Here is a 20,399-nt window from a genome sequence, read left to right on the forward strand (position 1 = left end):
TGTTAGGGCATAAGTCGGGTAAGGTCATGGCGCTCTCAACACAATTGTTGTTGCGGCTAAACTTGGCTGTGCCTGCGATCCGGCGTGCGTGAGGTTTAAGTGGTGTATCCTACCCGAAGCGCTCGTAATGCGGACGCCAGAGCAGTTCTTTGCGCGGACAGAATTGCAGCAGTGTCTTGTTCAGTAAGGTGATGTCACGTTCACGGCAGCTTGCGTGGCATGGCATGCCCAAAAAATCTGCGACTGCTGCTTATGCTGCGACGCTCATTTTGTCTGTGATGCTGGGATGCACCTCAACCACTGAACACCAGAATGTCGCAGAACAAAGAGTTGGGCAGTTGCTCTCCACGTCGCCAGAAGACGACGCTAAGTTGGATGGTCTCGAGTTTGCGTCCCGTAAAGAACTTTTGTCCGAACTTCACGATGCAGTTCTGAGAGATCCGAGAACTCATGCTTCCCTTGCTGAAATTGCTGCATCTGAGGCTGAGATTGAGAGCGCAGCATCCAACCTTCGGCCGAGTTTATCTGGATCCGGGCAAATCGGCGGCCAGAGCGGCACATCGTCAGATGATATATTTGGCCTTGGTTTGGTTCTTCAGGCCGAGCAAGTTATCGCCGACGGCGGCGCTCGAAACAGCGAAATTGATGCTGCAACGGGTGCACTTATTGTCGCGAGTGCACGGCTAGAGCAGCTCAAAAACGCACTCGCACTCGAGGCATTGGAGGCAGTTGTCGCCGTCTGGAGGCTGGACGCTCTTATTCAAAATTCTCAGTTGAGTGTTGCTCGACTGGAAGTGCTGCAAGGACAACTCGCGCTCGCCATAGCCTCTGGTCTTGTCGAGAGCGACACGAAAGAAAGGTTGGCTCGAACTGCTATTGCCGCTGAGGTCAATGCAGTCCGTCTCAAGTCTGAGAGGGCGGCTGCGGAAGCTAACTTTCGCCGCGCCTTCGAGCGTGCGCCTGGGGAGATTAAATTCCCGCCATCACTCCTCGACGATAGTCTTCGTGATGAGCTCCTGGGCGGCCAGCCGTTGTCGCCAACCCTGCGAGCCGCAGCCGCCGAGGTTGTCGTGGCTGAAGCAACGGAGCGTCGTGCTCGTGCGGCCTTTAGTCCACAGGTCGCCATGCAAGCCACTGCACGCTCTCCGATGGACCCTGAAGACGGCCCCACGATTGGCGTCGGTCTAGAACTACGATACTCGTTTTTTGAGGGCGGCAAGCGCAAGTCTCAACTATCTGCCGCCTTGGCACGAAGGAAAGCTGCGGAAGCTCAGCTGAGGGCGGCACAGTCAGAGACACGCGCGTCCGTCGCTGCGCAGAGAGCTGCGCTAAGGGCAGGATTGTCTGTTCTAGAGCTTAGCAAGGCTTCAGAGTTGCGTGTTAAAGAGGAGCTCCGCGTCGCAGAGCTTAGAGACGCCGCCGGAGACAAAGACATCGCCGCAAAGGTTGAGCTTGAAATGTCTGCCCATTCCGCGGCGGAGCAAGTCATAGAAGATAGAGCTGCGCTCTATCTCTTAGAGGCGCGGCTCGCCGCAGAGTTGGGATTATTGAGCCGCGCAATAATGTTGGAGACAGCATCCTCCAAAGGACATCCCGCTAAGGAAGTGGTGTCCGGACAGTGATGGATGTGACGACCTCTCGTCAGCCTATGCCGGCGCTGCTCTTGGCAGTCGAAGCTTTATTGCGAGAGCATGGCCAAGCGCGTGCACCCTCTTCCATCTGCGATTTAACGGGTGTGGTGCAGAAAGATTTTGACATTTCGGCGGCCGTCTTGGCCCTTCGCAGGCTCGGATTTGCGGCTGAATTCGGTCCACTAGTCTGGGAAAACTATGGCCCAGGACACGGCACAGTCATCGGCTTCGATGCACAGCAGCAGGCTCACTTGCTGCGTCCTGCTGCCGATGGACGAGGGTGTGAGTTGTTGGGATTTGATGCTGATCGGCCCGTAAGGCTAGATTTGCATCCTAACCGACTGCAGGATCACCTAAGCTCATATGTTATTCTCGCCCGGCCCTCTGCGCCGCGCTCCACAGAGCAAGGTTCTACGACACGGCGCCCCGGTTGGTGGCTATGGGACGCCTTTGGCCGTAGTAAGGGCATGTACGGCCAAGTCGTGCTCGCGGCCGCAGTAAGCAACGTCCTTGGTCTGTCTACATCACTCTTTGTGATGGTGGTCTATGACCGCATTGTTCCCAATGAGGCGATCGAGTCACTCATTGCGCTTACCATTGGCGTCGTCATCGCGATGGTCTTTGATTTTGCCATAAAGACCCTCCGCGCTCGGAGTATGGACTTGGCGAGTATGCGCGCGGATGAGTACCTCGCCAGGTTGATATTCGACAGACTGCTACTCTTGACGCCGGATGGATCGCGCCGTCGCTCTGGCGCCCTTGCGAGTATCATTAGAGAATTTGATACTCTTCGTGAGTTCTTCACCTCCGCCTCTCTTGTGGCGCTTGTCGATCTGCCCTTTGTCTTCTTGTTCGTCTGGGTCATTTGGCTCCTCGCTGGGCCGCTGGCATGGGTGCCTCTCATTGCTGTGCCTCTCGTGATAGGGACGAGTTTAGCAATTCAACCCCTTCTGGCGCGCCTTTCTGCGGATAGTATGCAGACTGCCATGAGCAAGCAGTCGGTTCTGGTTGAAACGCTTACCGGCCTCGAAACCCTGCGTGTGGCTGGTTTGGGCGGCCTTATGCGGTCGAGGTTCGAGGCTGCAGCTCAAACGCAGTCTGATCTTGGTCTTCGTAGTCGCGTGCTTTCTCAGTTTGCAGTGAACTCTGCCGCCTCGGTGCAGCAGGGAGCACAAGTCGTGACCGTATTCATAGGCACTTTGCTCATTCGCGACGATGTCATCACGATGGGTGCCATGATTGCGGCGGTCATTTTGACGGGGCGCGCCCTTGCGCCACTGTCCCAAATCGCGTCCGCACTGTCGCGTTACAACGCCGCACTTCAATCTTACCGCTCGATTGAGAGGCTGATGCAGGAAACAGAAGCTGCGTCCGCCACAGCTCAGGGTGAGGACGGCGCGGTGCCGAGAATTAGCCTGCCACGGATGCGTGGTGAGCTGCGATTGCGGGGCGTTGGTTACAGCTATGAGGGCTCAGCATCGCAGGTCCTACAAGATTTATCGTTGGTCATTCCGGCGGGACAAAAAGTTGCACTGGTTGGTCGGATGGGCTCCGGAAAGTCGACCCTTGCGCGACTTCTCGCCGGAGCGTTAGAGCCGACCAGCGGCGTGATCGAAATCGATGGTGCAGCGCTATCTCACATCGATCCTGCTGACTTGCGTCGCAACCGTGGTGTTATGCTCCAAGACAGCTGGCTCTTTGCTGGCAGCATTCGCGATAACATTCAGGGCGGTAGTCGCGAGGCAAGTGACGCTCAAGTTTTGGCCGCAGCTCGCCTTTCTGGCCTGGATGAGGCACTATCGCGTCATCCGTCGGGGCTTGCGACGGTTGTGGGGGAGCGAGGCGATGGACTGTCTGGAGGTCAGCGACAGGCGGTCTGCCTGGCTCGTGCAGTCCTCTGCGACCCGCAGATACTCGTCTTGGATGAGCCCACGAGCGCGATGGACGTGGCAAGTGAGCAGGCACTCCTTGGGCGACTTGCGCCGTGGATTTCAGGCCGTACTGCCATCATTGTGACCCACCGAAGCGCAGTCCTTGCGCTCGTTGACAGAGTTTTGGTGTTGGACGCAGGTCGCATTATTGCCGACACCACGCCAGACAAGTTGGGTGTCGTCGCGTGAACGACGGCGCTCAGAACTTTGAGCAACTGTCGCGCGAACTTGCCAGACAGCCATCGAGGAAAGACTTCGCGATTGTCATAGCAATTGCGGCCCTCCTGCCGACCTTTGTGATTTGGGCGGCTCTGACGGAGTTGGACAATATCACGCGAGGTGAGGGTCGCCTCATCGCAGCGGAACAAAATCAAGTGGTTCAGGCGGGCGAGGCTGGAGTTCTGTTGCGCCGCCATGTCGAAGAAAACACTGTCGTGAGACAGGGCGACATGCTCTTTGAGTTGGACCCAGTTGATGCCGAGAGCGAGTTGAACCGACTTCTTCAACGTCAAAGTGCAGCCCTTATCCGAGAGCTTCGCCTTCGCGCAGAGCTCTCAGATGATGATTTTGTTGTACCGGCCGATCTTGCGGCTGCCGCGCCGCAGATCGCCGCCAGCGAGACCGAACTTCACGCAGCTCGGCGCTCTGAGTTGTTGGGTGCATTGCAAGTTTTGGATGAGCAATTGGAGCAACGGCAGCAGGCACTCGCAGGCGCCACAGCTGCGCAGCAGGCGGCTGCACGGCGCGGTGCCTTGATCGACGCCCAATTGGCAAGCCTTGCGCCACTTCGTGCAGAAAAGCTCGCGCCAGCTCAGCGCGTTCTTGAGTTGGAGCTAAGCCAGGAGGATGCGCGTGCTGCGGAGGCGGCTGCCCTCAGCTCCGCAGTTCAGGCGGAGGCCGCAATTCGCGAAGTTGCGGGAGAGCGCGACAATAGGCTTCAGGCACAGATTTTGCGGGCACAGGAAGACCTCGCCGCGGTGCTTTCCGAGCTTGCTGAAATTGAGCAGACGCTGCCGCTCCTGCGCGAAAGAGTGAGCCGCACTCAGATTAGGGCGCCAGTTGATGGCATTGTGAGCCGCCTGAGCATACGCACCACTGGCGGCTACGTGAGTTCGGGTGCCGCACTCCTGGAGATCGTTCCGACGGGTGAGGATCTCGTCGTTGAGGTGAAGATGGAGCCCCGCGACATTTCGTCTATAGCGCTCGGCGACGCCGCTCGTGTCCGCTTCGATGCCTATGATGCGTCAAGGTATGGCCACGCTGATGGCATGGTGACCCGCATCAGTGCAGACACAATTCCGGACCCATCAAATCCCGCGCTGCGACACTACACGATCGAAGTGGCGCTTAATGGCACACTACCCGATGACGGCGCCGGTGGCACTGCACGCCTCCTACCCGGCATGTCTGCAACGGTGGATGTCGTGTCAGGAAAACGCAGCGTCCTTGACTATATCTGGCAGCCCGTTGCGCGGGTCCAGGAGCTAGCGCTGCGCGATTAAGCGTAGCGCCGGCGGATTTTCCGAATGCCAATCAGCCTCAAAGTTACACAAACAATCTTGGGAGACATGACTATGAACGCCCCTCAGATCGTGCCATCCGATGCCGCGCAAGCTGTTTTGCCCGCAGTGCCCGAAAGTCAATTAGCAGCTCGTCCCGACCCCCTCCTCTCCCTGTTTGAGAGGATTGCTCGTCGTGCTCCGACGGGCATGACGTTGAGCATTGCCAGCCTCGGCCTCGCCGCTTGCGGCGGTAATGGTGACGGAGGGGGTGGGGGGCAGACCGACCAGATCGGTGGGGTTGCACTAAAGGGTCTACTTGAGGGAGCCTTTGCATTCGCCGACTACGACCGCGACGGCGTCTGGGATCAGGGGACTGAACCCGGCCAACTCACCGACGCAAATGGCGAGTTTCAGTTGGATGTGACGGTTGAGGGCGCTCAGATTGTTGTCACAACAGACGCGAACACAATCGACGGCTCCACAGGCCTTGCGACGCCCGGAATTACCCTGAAAGCGCCTTCTGGCAGCACCGTGATATCTCCACTTACCACGCTGGTTGTTGAGACTGGCCTCACGCCAGCACAAATCGCTGCTAACCTTGGGCTCCCTGAGGGAGTGGACTTGCTGACGTTCAATCCCTTCGCTCTCGCTCCCGGCGCCGATCAAGCATTAGCTGAAGCAGCCCTCGAGGTGGAAAAGTCTTCCCACATGGTGATGGGAACCATTCGCGCCATCGCCGCCGCCCTTAAGAGTGGGGGCATCGACGCATCGGAGGCATATCGCCTCGCGGCCGCGGCAGTTACCGACGCTGTAAGGACTGCAACTCCAGACGCCCCTTTGGATTTCACAAACGCTGATACCATTCGCGACATATTCACTGCCGCAGCGAGTGAGGCTGTTGGTTTGCCTGACGACTTCGTAAACCTGTATTCTGACGCCATCACGAATGCGATCGTCGCTGCAAACTCAGCAGTGCAGTCCGCGACAAGTTTGGAAGACTCGTCAGCATTTTCAGGGCCCTCAAATCTCGTGAATGCCATCAACGGGAGCGACCTTGAGGACTTAGATGACGCTCTGTCAGGGTTCGTCTTTAGCAAGGTAGAGCTCGGCAACGTCGTCAGCTTCTCCGGCAATGCCACAGGCCCCATTACAGTATCGTTGGAGGACAACACGGCGACCTTCTATCGCGGCGGTGTGAGTGTCAAAGTAGAGAATGTGGCGAACAAGACCATTCGTCTCGCCGATGGCCAAACTCTGAGCGTTGACCTCGCGACCTATCAAGCCCTCGGCCCCACTGACGGTGCCGTTAACATTGCCGACGACGGTGTCGGCACTGTGGAGATCACCGGCATCGACGGAAAAACCTACGAGATAGCGGCGAACGTAAAGTTTTGGGTCCTACCAAACGGAATGAATGACGACGAGGCGCAGGACTTCTTTAGCGAGCTCGATGTTGGTGACGTCGTATACATGCCCTCAGGTCGCCATGACTTTGACGTGACATTGAATGTCGACAACGTGACACTCCTCGGCGCCAACTTTGGAGAGGCAGTTCATCGCCTTTCGGAAGACGAGAGTTTTGTCGAATTTTATGATGATATAGTGCTTGCCGACAGTTCTGGCGCAAACATCACTGAGGAGACCCACCGCGCAGACATCGCGCAGGAGATCCGCGACGACCTCGTCAAATTTGATACATCCGCCAGCCCGCGAGACCTAGATGAGAGCTGGATTTCTGGCAAAATCACGATCGCTGCCAGCGGCGTGACGCTCGACGGCCTTCGTTTGCACAATGCTGAGGGCGGCCTCGGATTTGCGACGGGTGTTCCGAACATCAACGACTTCGCCCTTCTGAACTCATACCTGACCGGCCACGCCGCAGGCTCCATTCGCTTCGCTGACGCAGACTACGTGCTGGACCAAGAAAGCGGCGCCATGACGGGCGATGCTTCATCCGGTTGGCGCATTGAGGGCAACCTGATCGGGGGCGTGAGCACCTCAAGCAGCAACGGCGGATCACTCTACCTCACTGGCCTCGCCGACAGCTCGATCTCCGGCAACGTGTTCTGGCGCCCTGGTGCAGCACACCTCTACCTCGAAGACCTCACTTCTGTGACGCTTGAAAACAACTTTTTCTACCACGGGATGCACGCCGGCGGCGCCAATTTTGATGGCCTTCTTGGGGGTGTTGGTAGCGGCTACGGCTACGGCTACGGTTATGGCACCGACACTGGCTACGGTTACGGATACGGAGGTTCTGGCTCCGGCTACGGATATGGCTACGGCAACGACAGTGGATACGGAGGTTCTGGCTCCGGCTACGGATATGGCTACGGCAACGACGGTGGATACGGCTACGGCTACGGATACGGAGGCTACGGTTACGGAGGAAATGGCGGCGGCGGTCCCTTCTTTGGCCGGAACTACTGGCTCGAATTGAAGGGCGTCAATGACGGCGTCACATTCTCTGACAACCTCGGTCTGTTCAACAGCGGTGGTATTCAGGTTTGGGATGAGGGCAGCACCCTCAACAACTTCAGCGACATCACGATTTCCGGCAACACCTTTGCTCTGTCCATCAACGCCGACCCATCCGGCTACCTCGACAGCATCTCGGGAACGAGCCGTCACAAGTCAGGCATCATGGGGGGAGTGGTCTGGTCCACCGAGGATGAGAGCGCTTCGTCTGGCCTCATCATAGATGGCAACCTCATTGAGGGCGACATCGGCCAAGTTATGAATGACGGCGACATCAGGTCTCTCATCCTCATTCAGGGCGGCGTCGACGGAGTTGAGATCGAGGGCAATACACTGTCCTGGGATTGGCTCACGCGCGACGGCTCAGTACCTCCGGGGGCAACTGCCGGGATAATGCTCAGCCGCACACTGATTGATCGTGAGTTCAATCCGGTCGACGTTTCCGGAAACACGTTCTCTCATCCAGGACTGGAAGAACTTCCATCAGGCTACTCATGGGCCGGGGTATACCTAAACGTCGCATCACTACTAGAGGGAGAGGATCGCTCTGAGGTGCTGCGCTTTGGGCTCAACAATGACTTCGAGGGCTTCTTCGTTGGGACGCTCGAAGATTTGGTAGATGACCAAGACACCTTTATCGAACTTACTGAGGGCCGGTTGTACCCCTACGGCTATCCTCTCAACGCGGCGCCGGAACAAGCCTACGACGACGGACGTCAGGCTCTGGTCTTTAGCTTCTGACGCTACGCGACAGACGCACACTCAGGTTCCTCACCGAAGGGCACGACATAAACATGCCGCCAAAAACACCTCACCTAACGCGCCTGCTGGCAAGTCTCGCAACGGTCGCGCTCTGCATTGCGATGTTACCGACAGCACCCGCCTCTGCCGAAGATGCGGGGTCGCGTTATTTGACGGCTCTTCGTAAGTTCACGCAACCAGACCGCAAACCCGTTTCGGTCGGAGTTCCCAGCGGCTTCGGTGCATCAGGTGGGCGCGCCTTTGGTTCGGTGGCGTACACCAGCCAAGACCGTAACACCGGAGTGCAGGACGACGACGACGGATCGATTGCGATCGGTCTTGGACTGGGCGACCCAGTAAGTGGCGTCGGGGTCGAGGTGGTCGTCGGCATCACCAGCGTCAGCACGTCATTCTGGGGGGACGGGACATTTGGTGATGAGGGCAACGTCGGCCTTAAGCTCCACCGCGCAGTCTCCGGCTTGCCTGGCTCGACGAGCGCCTCATTATCGGCGGGCGTCGGCAACCTCGCGGGTTGGGGGAGCACTCGTGAACTCCCTAGAAACTACTACGCCGCCTACTCTCAGGTCAGTGACGTGACGATCGATGGTCAAGTCTACCCAGTAAATGCCACGGTGGGTTTTGGCAGCGCAGTGTCGGGTGTTGACCGCGACCCCGGCGCCTTCGCCTCCGTCGGGGTTGGCGTGACGGGGCAGCTTTCAATGGGCGTTGGTTGGCTCGGTGATGAGCTGCAGCTTGGCGCCGTTTACTTCCCAAAGCGGTGGGGAGCTGCATCGATGTCGTTGACTTACGCAGACGCAACTCATCGTCACAGCGAGAGCGGTCGCGTGATTGTTGCCCTCAGCCTTGCACTTGAGCCATGGAGGAAGAGATGATGTCACGCAAAATTCGAAGCCAGGCCCTGTCGCCACTTCTGCGCTGTGCGATGGTGTTCAGCATCTCCCTCCCTCTCCTGCCCAATACAGTTGCGGCGGGGCAGGTTAATGTGGTCAATCCCGGCGGCATCTCTGTAATCTTGCCGCCGCCGCCGCCGCCTCCATCGACGCCTCAGCCGCCCACCTCCGGCGGCGGTGCTCCGCCAACGTCTGGCTCTCAGGGCGGAAGCGCGCCCAGCTCTGCCGCCGTCGCCGATGGGCCCAGCGCAATAAATGGCGTTGGACAGTTCGGCGCCGCGCAATCGTCTGCACTGTCGCAATTTCGCTCAGTTTCGCTGTCCTCTGTGTCTGACGGAGACTTGCAGATTGCGAGGGCGATCCTTCTTGAAGTGCTGGTCGATCTGACGGAGGGCAGCGCGACGCACTCTGAGTTGCAGTTTGAGCTCGCCCGGGTCGAGGCGGAGCTGTCGCTTCGTTAGTAAGATGTCGGATGGTCACAAGTTTGGTCTATCTTATCGGGCGTTTGGGCGTGGGAATGAATTTTCCGACGCCGTAAAAAGGCTCCAATTCAGTGTGTGATGAGCTTCGTTTTGAGTGCTCTCACAAAGAAATCCAAGAAATCCTACGAACCTTCTATCGAAGTCCTTGGGCGCTATAGCTCCTAGACATCGCGCTGCAAAATCCAAACCTCCAGAGAAAGACTGCAAATCCTTATGGATTATATCGTCAAAGACATTGGATTGGCTGACTTCGGCCGCAAAGAACTGACCATCGCCGAAACCGAAATGCCGGGCCTGATGGCCTGCCGCGAAGAGTTTGGCACCACGAAGCCGCTCAAGGGCGCGCGGATCGTGGGCTCGCTCCACATGACCATCCAGACCGCCGCGTTGATTGAAACGCTGACAGCCCTTGGGGCCGATGTGCGCTGGGCCTCGTGCAACATCTTCTCAACCCAAGACCACGCCGCCGCCGCCATTGCCGCCGCTGGCATCCCGGTCTTCGCGATCAAGGGCCAGACCCTGACCGAGCATTGGGATTACCTCGACAAATCCTTCATGTTCCCCGAAGGCGCAAACATGATCCTCGATGATGGCGGCGACGCCACGCTTTACGTTCTTCTCGGCGCACGCGCCGAAGCTGGTGAAGACATCATCCCCGTTCCGCAGTCGGAAGAGGAAGAGGTCATCAAAAAGCAGATCTACAAGCGCATGAAAGAAACCCCCGGTTTCTTCACCAAAACCAAGGCCGCCATCAAAGGCGTGTCCGAGGAAACCACCACGGGCGTCCATCGCCTTTATGATCTGCACAAGTCGGGTCAATTGCCCTTCCCGGCGATCAACGTGAATGACTCTGTGACCAAGTCCAAGTTTGACAACAAATACGGCTGCAAGGAATCGCTGGTCGACGGCATCCGCCGTGCCACCGACACCATGATGGCCGGCAAGGTCGCCGTGGTCTGCGGTTATGGCGACGTGGGCAAAGGCTCCGCCGCCTCCCTCCGTGGCGCAGGTGCCCGCGTGAAGGTCACCGAAGTGGACCCGATCTGCGCCCTGCAGGCCGCGATGGACGGCTATGAAGTTACCCTCTTGGAAGACGAAGTCGCCAGCGCCGACATCTTCATCACCACCACCGGCAACCGCGACGTCATCCGCATCGAGCATATGCGCGAGATGAAGGACATGGCCATCGTCGGCAACATCGGCCACTTCGACAACGAAATTCAGGTCGCCAGCCTTCGCAACCACAAGTGGACCAACATCAAAGAACAGGTGGATATGATCGAGATGCCCTCGGGCAGCCGTCTGATCCTGCTCTCCGAAGGCCGCCTGTTGAACCTTGGCAACGCCACGGGTCACCCGTCCTTTGTGATGTCGGCCTCCTTCACCAATCAGGTTCTGGCCCAGATCGAACTTTGGACCAAAGGCCAAGACTACGTCCCCGGCGTCTATATCCTGCCCAAGGCACTGGATGAAAAAGTCGCCCGCCTGCACCTGAAAAAGATCGGCGTCAAACTGACCGAACTGCGCAAGGAACAGGCCGACTACATCGGTGTCACGGTGGATGGCCCGTTCAAATCGGAACACTACCGCTACTGATCGAAAGAAGTTTCAATGTCTCGCAGCGACTACATTTTTACCTCTGAGTCTGTCTCTGAGGGTCACCCCGACAAGGTGTGTGACAGGATCTCTGACGCAGTTCTGGATGCATTCCTGACGGAGGAGCCGAATGCTCGCGTCGCGTGCGAAACCTTTGCGACCACGAACACAGTTGTTGTGGGAGGCGAGGTGGGTCTTTCAACGGAGGCCGCCACTAAGTCAATGCTCGAGAGGGTCGAGGGCATCGTGCGCGACTGCGTGCGGGACATTGGGTATGAGCAGGAAAAGTTCCACTGGAATACTCTGAAGGTTCACAATCTACTTCACGAACAGTCTGCGCACATCGCTCAGGGCGTCGATCGCGATGGCGCTGGCGACCAGGGCATCATGTTTGGTTACGCCTGCCGCGAGACCCCAGAATTGATGCCGGCCCCCATCCAATATTCTCACGCGATCCTACGGAGGCTAGCAGAGGCTCGCAAATCTGGAAAAGAGCCAACACTTGGGCCCGACGCAAAGTCCCAGCTTTCACTTCGTTATGAAGACGGCAAACCGGTTGAGGTCACGTCGATCGTCTTGTCGACGCAGCATCTAGATGAGGCACAGACGAGCGATGACATCCGTGCCATCGTGGAGCCCGATATCAGAGAAGTTCTGCCATCGGGTTGGATTACCGCAAAGACAGAGTGGTGGGTGAACCCGACAGGTAAGTTTGTGATCGGTGGCCCCGATGGAGACGCTGGCCTGACGGGCCGTAAGATCATCGTGGACACCTACGGTGGAGCGGCGCCTCATGGCGGCGGCGCGTTTTCTGGGAAGGACCCGACCAAAGTTGACCGCTCAGCGGCCTACGCTGCTCGCTATCTGGCTAAGAATGTGGTCGCTGCGGGTCTCGCTGACCGCTGCACTCTTCAGCTTTCTTATGCGATCGGGGTCGCTAAGCCGCTCTCAATTTATGTCGATACCCACGGCACCGGCAAAGTTGACGCTCGCGCAATTGAGCGGGCAGTTATGACTGCGATGGATCTGACGCCGAGGGGCATCAGGGAACATCTCGGGCTTAACAAGGCGATATACGCCCGCACGTCTGCCTACGGGCACTTTGGGCGCGCCGCGACCGAAGATGGTGGCTTTAGTTGGGAGAAGACAGACTTGGTCTCGTCACTGACCAATCTGTAAATTTACGGCAAAATTCTATCATGGAATGCTACAGTTAATCCGATCATCTGAGTTAAAAAGTTGGTACTAAGATGACATGAATTGACATCACTACACATTCAAGTCTCGCAACGTGAGCCAAAGGAGAAAAAATGCAAATTGCCGACCTAATCAAGACATTAAAATACCAGAAAAATAAGATAATCCGGTCTCGTCGATTGAATGGTGAAAGCGGATATTATCGCTTTTCGCATGGCATTCACTCTGCTGATAGGATCAGCATAACTAATCACCTCATGGAACTCCGCGGTTATACTTCGTACTTAGAAATTGGCGTTCGGCGTAAGTCTGCTATGCACAACGCGGTGTCTGCTAAAGAAAAGGTTTCTGTTGATCCAGACCCAAACGCAGGCGCCGACCATCAAATTACCTCCGATGAGTATTTCAGTCAATGCAACCAAACATTTGATCTAATATTCATAGATGGTTTGCACACGGGTGAGCAAGTTGAAAGAGACATACGTAACTCATTAAATCATCTAAATGAAAATGGTGCGATCCTGCTTCATGATATGAATCCACCAACAGCGTTTCATGCGCGGGAAACTTATGAAGTAGATGGCAAATACCCTGCATGGAATGGAACAAGTTGGAAAGGGTATGCATGGCATCGAAAAAATTCTAGAAATTTAAGAATGTTTGTAGTTGATACAGACTGGGGCGTAGGATGGATTGAAAAAGGCGCTCAGGAATTATGGAGTGGCCCAATTGATAAATATGAAGATCTTGAAAGACATCGAAGAAAAATTCTGAATTTAATAAGCGTCGAGGAATTCATAGCGATAAGTAATGATGCCTAATAGCGATAAATCCGTAAGTGAAACTGCATCGCGCGTGATATCAATAGAAGCGGACGCACTATATGCTATGGCGCGAAAATTACCACGAGATTTTACAAGTGCAGTTCACGCTATTCTGCAAACAAGGGGGCGAGTCATTGTTTCAGGTGTGGGAAAGTCTGGTCATATTGCAAAGAAGATTGCAGCAACTTTAGCCAGCACTGGCACGCCAGCAAGCTTCGTGCACGCAACTGAGGCAAATCATGGTGATCTTGGTATGGTGACGGCTGCAGATATATGTTTGATAATCTCGAATTCTGGCGAAACATCTGAGCTGAGTGGAATAGTAAATCACACCCGTAGACTTGGCATTTTACTAATTGCAATCTCATCCAATCCCGACAGTACCTTGATGCGTGCATCTGATTACAAATTAGTGCTGATAAGAGCGCCCGAAGCCTGCTCAATAGGACTAGCGCCGACCACATCAACCACTCTCGCACTAGCTCTTGGAGATGCATTGGCCGTCGCACTGATGGAGCAACGTGGCTTCCAGCCAGAAAACTTCAAATTGCTTCACCCCGCTGGTAGCCTGGGTGCAAAATTGACAAGGGTCGAGCAACTAATGCACCAAGGCGATGCATTGCCTGTCGTCGATCACCATACCTCGATGCAAATTGCCCTTGTTACGATGACATCCAAGGGGTTTGGTATCGCCGCTGTAATCAAGGATGGCACTTTGATGGGTGTAATAAGTGACGGAGACTTGCGACGCCATATGGGCATACTGATGAGCGCAACTGCAGGCGAGATCGCAAATAAAACTCCTGTGACTGTAGCGCCCGATGCATTTGCCATCGAAACATTGAGTATAATGAATTCAAAAAGAATAAATGCAATATTGGTAGTGGATGCCCAGAATAAACTTCTTGGTATTCTGCACATTCATGATCTATTACGGTTAGCAGCTGCGTGAGGGTCGTTCTCTTTGAAAAAGCCAATTATTCATTTACTAAACCATAAATATTTGACTCAAGCCTGTCGTGGATAGCATCTAGAAAAAGGAAGCAGTCTGCAGCAAGCGAAATATTTAAAAGGAACGTATGCAATTCCTCTGAAGAATCAAAAATTGTATATATAGAGCGCACCCGTCACATGAAATAGAAACTCATTTCTCAACATGAGCCCACAAGCGCAATCTAACCGCTTTAACTAAGAGAGCTATCGCACAATGCAGCCAAAAAAGACAGTGATGATCGGAAATGTGCCATTCGGTGAAAAACAACCAGTTTCCTTCATCTTAGGCCCTTGCCAGCTAGAAAATCGCGATCATGCGATGATGATGGCTGAACGCATTACAGAAGCTTGTGCTGCCTCAAGGTCCAAATTTGTTTTTAAAGCCAGCTTTGACAAAGCAAATCGTTCTTCAATTAAATCTAAGCGCGGCATTGGAATTGAGAATGGGCTACAAATCTTGAGTGAGGTTCGAAAAACCTTTGGATGCCCTGTTATCACAGATGTTCATGAGGTGGTGCAATGTGCACTCGCGGGCGAGATTGTTGACGCTATCCAAATTCCTGCATTCCTGTCTCGACAGACTGATTTGCTGTTGGCCGCTGGTGCCACAGGAAAGCCGGTCAACGTTAAAAAGGGGCAGTTTCTTGCGCCGTGGGAAATGAACAGAGTTGCGGAAAAAGTCGCAAGCACGGGGAATCTACAGATCTTGCTGTGCGAACGCGGTACTTCATTTGGTTATAACACTCTGGTAAACGACTTCCGAGCTTTAGAGACCATGGCAGAAACCGGCTATCCAGTGGTATTTGATGCTACTCATTCTGTACAGCAACCTGGTGCGCATGGTATCTCTTCCGGTGGGGAGCGCAAATTTGTTTCGGCCCTTGCGCGGGCTGCTTGCGCAGTAGGTGTCTCAGGCGTGTTCATAGAGACGCACCAGGATCCCGATAACGCACCCAGTGATGGGCCCAATATGATCGCTGTCGACGACTTGGCTGAATTGATCGTGCAATTGCGAGATTTCGATGCACTACGAAAGCGATGATCAAATTGAATAAACAGAAACGGTTGCTTCTTAGCGCGATTGTCGCGCTTCAAGTCTTAAGTGGTATCGGCGCTATTTTGATGATTACGCGTAAATTCGGTGTAGGGATTGACACCGATATATATTTCTTATCTCAAGCGATTCCTTTAACCTTTTTTGCCATTTTATCGACTCCAATAATGAACGTTTGGATTGGCACCCTGAGTAAGATAACTGATCAAGTTCAGCTTTCAAGAAAATATGGAGCGCTTGGAACATCTGTTGCTTTGCTATGCTTGCTTTCGTTATGCTCGCTGCCACTCATTGAAGAACTTGTGGAGCTGATTTACACAAGCTATTCCAATGAAATTACAAAAAAAATATCGGAATATACGTCTGTTTTGATGATCGCTGCTATTTTCGAGCTATTTGCCCTGCCTATGTTGATATATGCTCGTTCGCGTGACCGCTTCCTGCTCGTAGAGTCAATTTACATGGTTACTTCCTTCATTCATTTCGCATTCATTTACTCAATGAGAAGCGACACAGATTTCTCAACGATAATATACCTCATTCTGCTAAGGTCGATATTAATTAGCGTAGCAGCGCTAGTGTTCATAGGCTTTCCAAAACTAAATCTTGAAGCCTTCTCGTCAAAAGAGCAAGCTTGGAGGCAAATGCTCCCAGTATTCATCCTCGGCGCAGTTACAAAAAACAACTCCATCGTGGACAATGTAATAATCTCGTCTAGTGGAGCGGGTAATGTAAGCATCTACTCGATTAGCATGATGATAATCTCAACTATTGGCCGTATAATACAGAAGTCTTGGTTTAGCACTGATGTTCCACACTACAATAGGCTCATAGCAGAAAAAGATTTCTCCAATGTCAGAATAGAGCTGAGCCAAACACTTATCCACAGTCTAATAGCTTCAATTGTGGTTTTCTCCTTAGTATTATGTTTAAGGGAACCGATTGAGATGATTATTGGTTTGGTGCTACTGACTGAGGATGCGTCATCCTCGAGAATTTTCCTTGTTACATGTTTGCTATTTGGCTCAATATTCACTTCCACATACGGTACCTTGCCAGTTGCAATATTATATGGATTGGGAAGCACGCTTCTCCCCTCCCTGATTGGAATAACTTCGTTCTTTGGGGGCATCGTTGTAAAATTGCTATTTTTTCAGTTTTACGGACTTGAGGGAGTAGCGATTGGACATACATTGTACTTCTTGTTTACCACTATTTTGATCTCGTTTTGTCTGGATTACAAACTAAGAAAAATGAAACGATGAAAAGAAAAATTGTATTTTGGCCAAGCACTGATGACTTAAATTTGGCGAGTCAAAGGATTCGGTGTTTTGATGTAGTAAATCGGTTAAAGGCGCAAGGTTTGGACGTAAGCGTACAATTTGAGCCAAGAGTATGTGATGTTTTGGTTCTGAGTAAGCGCTATGATAACGCTTCGATTGAGCACGCCCTCAATCTAAAGCAAGAAAACGGTACTAAAATAGTTCTTGATATTTGTGATAATTTCTTCTATTTCGATGTAGCATCCAGCGCTGCAAAACTTAGAGCGTTGGAACTTAAAGATGCGCTGACGAAAGCTGACCTTGTTACTTGCTCAAGCGAATTTCTTGCGGAGCAGATTGGATTAAGAGTATCGACAGAGGTTAGAATAACGGTTGTAGAAGATTTCGTTGACAGAAGTTTATCCACCGTCAGAAGACCGTTTTTTTTGCAGTCGCTTAGCGACTTTCGAACGCTGATTCTTAACTTGCAGCTCGCCAGTAGTGGTCGAACCAAATTTCTGTGGTTCGGAAATAGCGGGGGAAACTTCGCAAGGAGTGGAATAAGTGCTGTGGAAGGTATCTTGGATGTGCTTAATACTTGGAATGCTGAAAGCCCCATTTCCTTAACCATATTAAGTAATTCTCGGCGGTCTCTCTCATATTTTTCGCAACGATCAGAATTTCCAATATACTACGCCAGTTGGAATGCTAGAAATTTTGAGAAGTTAGCAGTACTACACGATTGCTGCTTACTGCCTGTTGATGAGAATCCCTTCACCTATGCAAAAAGTGCCAATCGACTTACTTCGTGTTTGAAGCTGAAAATACCTGTACTGGCTACAGGAATTCCGAGTTATTTGGCCTACTCCAGGTTTGCCTTTTTGGATCCTTGGAACAGCTCAATCTCAGATGTCCACGCCTACATGAAGCGAGCGAATTTTGAGCCAGTACATCAGTTTCTAGAAAATATGGAGAGTGAAGTGCTCGATAAGTGGATAAAAACGCTCGAATCTGTATAGGTTTGTTCTGCAGTAGGTTAGGAAAGTTTAATGTGGGCTCCTGTGTGGTTTTGAATGCAAAGGACAGTATCGAGAAACTAAGTCCTGCTCACATAACCAGAAAAAAAGTTCCTCTAAGTCAGCGTGAAGCTTGAGCGGAAGTGTGTCGGACATCTTCAACCTTGTTCAAAATCGCCTTAAACCTTCAGCCGCGGGAACACGTTATCGTTTCCTGTCGTAGCCAGTGGCGACCCTGCGCCAGTCCTTCAATCGACCGAACATGATCTCGATCCGGTCGCTACCTTTGTGTGTTTGATGGGTTTGCCGCACGATTATCTATCCGGAAGGAAGGGTTTTGGTCCCCCTGCTTTCATCGCGTCGCAGAACAAGTCAGCGGCATAGCCTCGGTCAGCTGACGACAACTTTGCCTCTGGCAGTCTGCACAGCAGGGCCGCCAGACCCGTGTAGTCGCTGCCCTGGCCTGGCGTCGTGCAAAAAGGAATCGGGCGGCACTCAGCGTCGGTGACGTCAAGCTCACGCCGATCCTGGATCGAACAATCAAGCGGCCCCTAAGGTCGCCTGGCCCGCCTACTCTTGGACCACGGGCTGATCGCCGTGCTGCGCACCCTCAGACAAGTCGCATAGATCGTTACCGTCTTATGAAGGTCAGATTCCACGGCAAACCCGTTCATTATCCGGGCCAAGACCTCTTTGTCGCTCCACCGCTTCAATCGGTTGAAAAGGGTCGTTGGCTGGGCATAATCCTTCGCTGCATTTCACCAGTGAAAGCCATTCCGATTTATGAAGATCACTCCAATCAACATCCGCCGGTCGTCGACGCGGGGCTTACCGTGACTCTTGGGAAAGAAGGCCAGCAAACGGTCCATCTGCGCGTCAGGCAGCCAGAAGGGTTGCTCTAGCTCGGATCTCCTTTTTGAGATTTAATCAAATAGACTCCGCAAGATCAATGGTCCTGACCCTAGCGATTTGATTGCTATAGATCATGTCTTTTATACTATTCAGTCTGTTAAAACATTGGCAAATCAACCTTTCGGAAGTTATAGTTCGATAAGAAAGAATACACATGCCTGAAAAAAATCCATCAAGAGCATATGTGTATCAATCACTTGAACGTGAGAATCGCAAACTGGGCGGCATAAATGTGATTTCAGCAACAATTATTGGTATTTCTTTTCACTTTTTGCTGGGTGCAGTGCTTGTGGCCGAATTTGGTTCAGTTCCTCTAAAAATGGATCCATTTTTTATTATAGCATTTTCGATCATAGTTTATTTGAGTTCCCGAAATTTTCTTAAACCACGGCCAATGAACGCGCAGTTCCGCTATCACAAGTCTTTCAGCTTACTTGTTTTAACTATATTTATCCTCGAACTAGCATATTTCGGCGTTCCCATTTTAGGACACACAAGCTATACGAAATTTGGTTTTCCGGTACTTCACCATTTCGTCGCGAACGCGTGGATACTGCTTGTAGTGACGCGCAGGCCATCTGTGTATACGTTAATTGGAATACTAATCATTGCAGTCTGTATTGCAAACCGCACTTTATTTTTTGCAGCGCTAGTCGCCTTCTTCATAGCTAAACCGCCGAGAATAATGAATCTTATCACCGGTTCGGCGTTGACTGCGATTATTTTTACGATGATCGGTATTGCGCGTGCGAAAACTGGTGTGTTTTCAGATGTTGAGCTACTGCCAGGTTTAGTTGTACCGGAGCAGTTGTTCTTTCTGGTGCTTTATGTCATCGGACCGGCGATGGCAGTTCTCGATACTGGTAGTAGCTTTGAAATCGTGAGTTATTGGAACACCGTTCCTGAGTGGATGTTAAGTAGGGAAATCCCTTTGTATCTGAATTTTATAGTTTTCTACGGGGCGATTTACGCTCTCATGATGGTGGTCATTAACCGATTGTGGCTGAACGTTTTATTTTATCCCATTGCTGTTCATTTGCCGCTGACTTTTTTTCTGGATACCTTTACACAACGACAACGATCTCAGCAGTTCTAATACTTCTGACATTGAGTTTCAGGATTAGGTTTGATGAAAAATAGGGTCATAATTATCTGCTATAAAGAAGATTTTCAGGTGTCTGACGCTTTTCTGACTTCTAAAAAGCATCTGGGAAGGGATTTTGAGATAGTCATTATAAATAATGCCTCAGGTAAAGATGAGGTGAGGAGTATGCATTGCGATGACAAAGTGATTACCATATATGATTTTAAGGAGAATTATGGCCTTAAAGCCTATCAGATGCTACCAAAGTCAACCAATGACGGTTATACAATTCTTCTGAATCCTGACTGCTCAATTAGTCGGGAATATATAGCTCAGTTGGAGCGTTCTATCAGGGCCGGAGTCGCAGATGTGATCGTGCCAAGACTGACCTGTAAGGGAAGGACAATATCGCCATTCCGACGCTATAATATTAGGTTTGATTTCTATATTTTCGCCTTTTGTTGCGTCCGTAATGATTTTCTTGAACGGATCGATGAGATTCCAAATTATTTTTTTGTGGATGGAGTAGACTATTTTTTATCTATGGAATTCCGCCGCCTTGGAGCATTCATCACATCTTTGGACATCGAATTGGAGCATGACTTGTCTGTATTATCCAACTTCGCTAGCTTGTCAGATTTTCGGAAAAGCTTGATTATAAGGTCCGAGCTAGCATTAATCGAAAAACTATTTGGAGATAGTAATTGTATTCTATTTCTGAAAGTTTCTTGCCTTGCACGAATGAGACTTGTATTTTTTTTGAAACGAAAAGGTTGGCTTTGAAG

At 52.3% G+C, this 20,399-nt stretch carries 14 protein-coding genes and 1 pseudogene; 14 read left to right on the forward strand and 1 reads right to left on the reverse strand.

Going from position 1 to position 20,399, the window contains the following annotated elements; translation table 11 throughout:
* Positions 1–191 precede the first annotated feature (191 nt).
* The 12 genes from AC72UB_RS16060 (at position 192) to AC72UB_RS16115 (ending at position 17,621) form a co-directional block, all read left to right on the forward strand.
* Positions 192–1,622: a TolC family protein gene (locus AC72UB_RS16060; protein ID WP_505190623.1), complete on the forward strand. Its 1,431-nt coding sequence runs from the start codon at positions 192–194 to the stop codon at positions 1,620–1,622.
* Positions 1,622–3,751 (forward strand): ATP-binding cassette domain-containing protein, encoded by a 2,130-nt coding sequence (locus AC72UB_RS16065; RefSeq protein ID WP_505190624.1) that lies wholly within the window; start codon positions 1,622–1,624, stop codon positions 3,749–3,751. The genes AC72UB_RS16060 and AC72UB_RS16065 overlap by 1 nt, the downstream gene beginning before the upstream one ends.
* Positions 3,748–5,064 carry an HlyD family type I secretion periplasmic adaptor subunit gene (locus AC72UB_RS16070; RefSeq protein ID WP_505190625.1) on the forward strand — a complete coding sequence of 439 codons (1,317 nt, stop codon included), beginning with the start codon at positions 3,748–3,750 and terminating at the stop codon, positions 5,062–5,064. Before AC72UB_RS16065 ends, AC72UB_RS16070 begins: the two co-directional genes overlap by 4 nt.
* Positions 5,065–5,136: 72 nt before the next feature.
* Positions 5,137–8,283: a hypothetical protein gene (locus tag AC72UB_RS16075; RefSeq protein WP_505190626.1), complete on the forward strand. Its 3,147-nt coding sequence runs from the start codon at positions 5,137–5,139 to the stop codon at positions 8,281–8,283.
* 122 nt (positions 8,284–8,405) lie between these two features.
* The gene (locus AC72UB_RS16080; RefSeq protein WP_505190627.1) at positions 8,406–9,176 is read left to right on the forward strand and encodes a hypothetical protein; all 771 of its coding nucleotides are present in this window, start codon (positions 8,406–8,408) and stop codon (positions 9,174–9,176) included.
* A 707-nt stretch (positions 9,177–9,883) separates the two neighbouring features.
* On the forward strand, positions 9,884–11,272 hold the full coding sequence (gene ahcY / locus AC72UB_RS16085; RefSeq protein ID WP_505190850.1) for an adenosylhomocysteinase: 1,389 nt from the start codon (positions 9,884–9,886) through the stop codon (positions 11,270–11,272).
* Positions 11,273–11,287: 15 nt separating this feature from the next.
* Positions 11,288–12,451: a methionine adenosyltransferase gene (gene metK / locus AC72UB_RS16090; RefSeq protein ID WP_505190628.1), complete on the forward strand. Its 1,164-nt coding sequence runs from the start codon at positions 11,288–11,290 to the stop codon at positions 12,449–12,451.
* 131 nt (positions 12,452–12,582) lie between these two features.
* Entirely contained in the window at positions 12,583–13,290 is a 708-nt protein-coding gene (locus AC72UB_RS16095; RefSeq protein WP_505190629.1) for a class I SAM-dependent methyltransferase, read from the forward strand.
* A complete protein-coding gene (locus AC72UB_RS16100; RefSeq protein WP_505190630.1) occupies positions 13,280–14,245 on the forward strand; it encodes a KpsF/GutQ family sugar-phosphate isomerase in 966 nt (321 codons plus the stop codon). The genes AC72UB_RS16095 and AC72UB_RS16100 overlap by 11 nt, the downstream gene beginning before the upstream one ends.
* Before the next feature lie 276 nt (positions 14,246–14,521).
* Positions 14,522–15,328 carry a 3-deoxy-8-phosphooctulonate synthase gene (gene kdsA, locus AC72UB_RS16105; protein WP_505190631.1) on the forward strand — a complete coding sequence of 269 codons (807 nt, stop codon included), beginning with the start codon at positions 14,522–14,524 and terminating at the stop codon, positions 15,326–15,328.
* A gap of 179 nt (positions 15,329–15,507) precedes the next feature.
* Positions 15,508–16,605 carry an MATE family efflux transporter gene (locus tag AC72UB_RS16110; protein ID WP_505190632.1) on the forward strand — a complete coding sequence of 366 codons (1,098 nt, stop codon included), beginning with the start codon at positions 15,508–15,510 and terminating at the stop codon, positions 16,603–16,605.
* Entirely contained in the window at positions 16,602–17,621 is a 1,020-nt protein-coding gene (locus AC72UB_RS16115; RefSeq protein WP_505190633.1) for a hypothetical protein, read from the forward strand. The genes AC72UB_RS16110 and AC72UB_RS16115 overlap by 4 nt, the downstream gene beginning before the upstream one ends.
* A gap of 201 nt (positions 17,622–17,822) precedes the next feature.
* Here AC72UB_RS16115 and AC72UB_RS16120 read toward each other — a convergent pair.
* Positions 17,823–18,487: pseudogene (locus AC72UB_RS16120) on the reverse strand (IS5 family transposase).
* 197 nt (positions 18,488–18,684) lie between these two features.
* Between AC72UB_RS16120 and AC72UB_RS16125 the strand changes: the two are divergent.
* Together AC72UB_RS16125 and AC72UB_RS16130 are read left to right on the forward strand one after the other, a co-directional pair.
* Positions 18,685–19,626 carry a hypothetical protein gene (locus tag AC72UB_RS16125; RefSeq protein ID WP_505190634.1) on the forward strand — a complete coding sequence of 314 codons (942 nt, stop codon included), beginning with the start codon at positions 18,685–18,687 and terminating at the stop codon, positions 19,624–19,626.
* A gap of 33 nt (positions 19,627–19,659) precedes the next feature.
* Positions 19,660–20,397: a glycosyltransferase gene (locus AC72UB_RS16130; RefSeq protein ID WP_505190635.1), complete on the forward strand. Its 738-nt coding sequence runs from the start codon at positions 19,660–19,662 to the stop codon at positions 20,395–20,397.
* Positions 20,398–20,399 lie beyond the last annotated feature (2 nt).

The sequence above is a fragment of the Allotabrizicola aquatica (SeqCode) genome (genome assembly GCF_965194375.1).
GTDB lineage: Bacteria > Pseudomonadota > Alphaproteobacteria > Rhodobacterales > Rhodobacteraceae > Tabrizicola_A > Tabrizicola_A aquatica.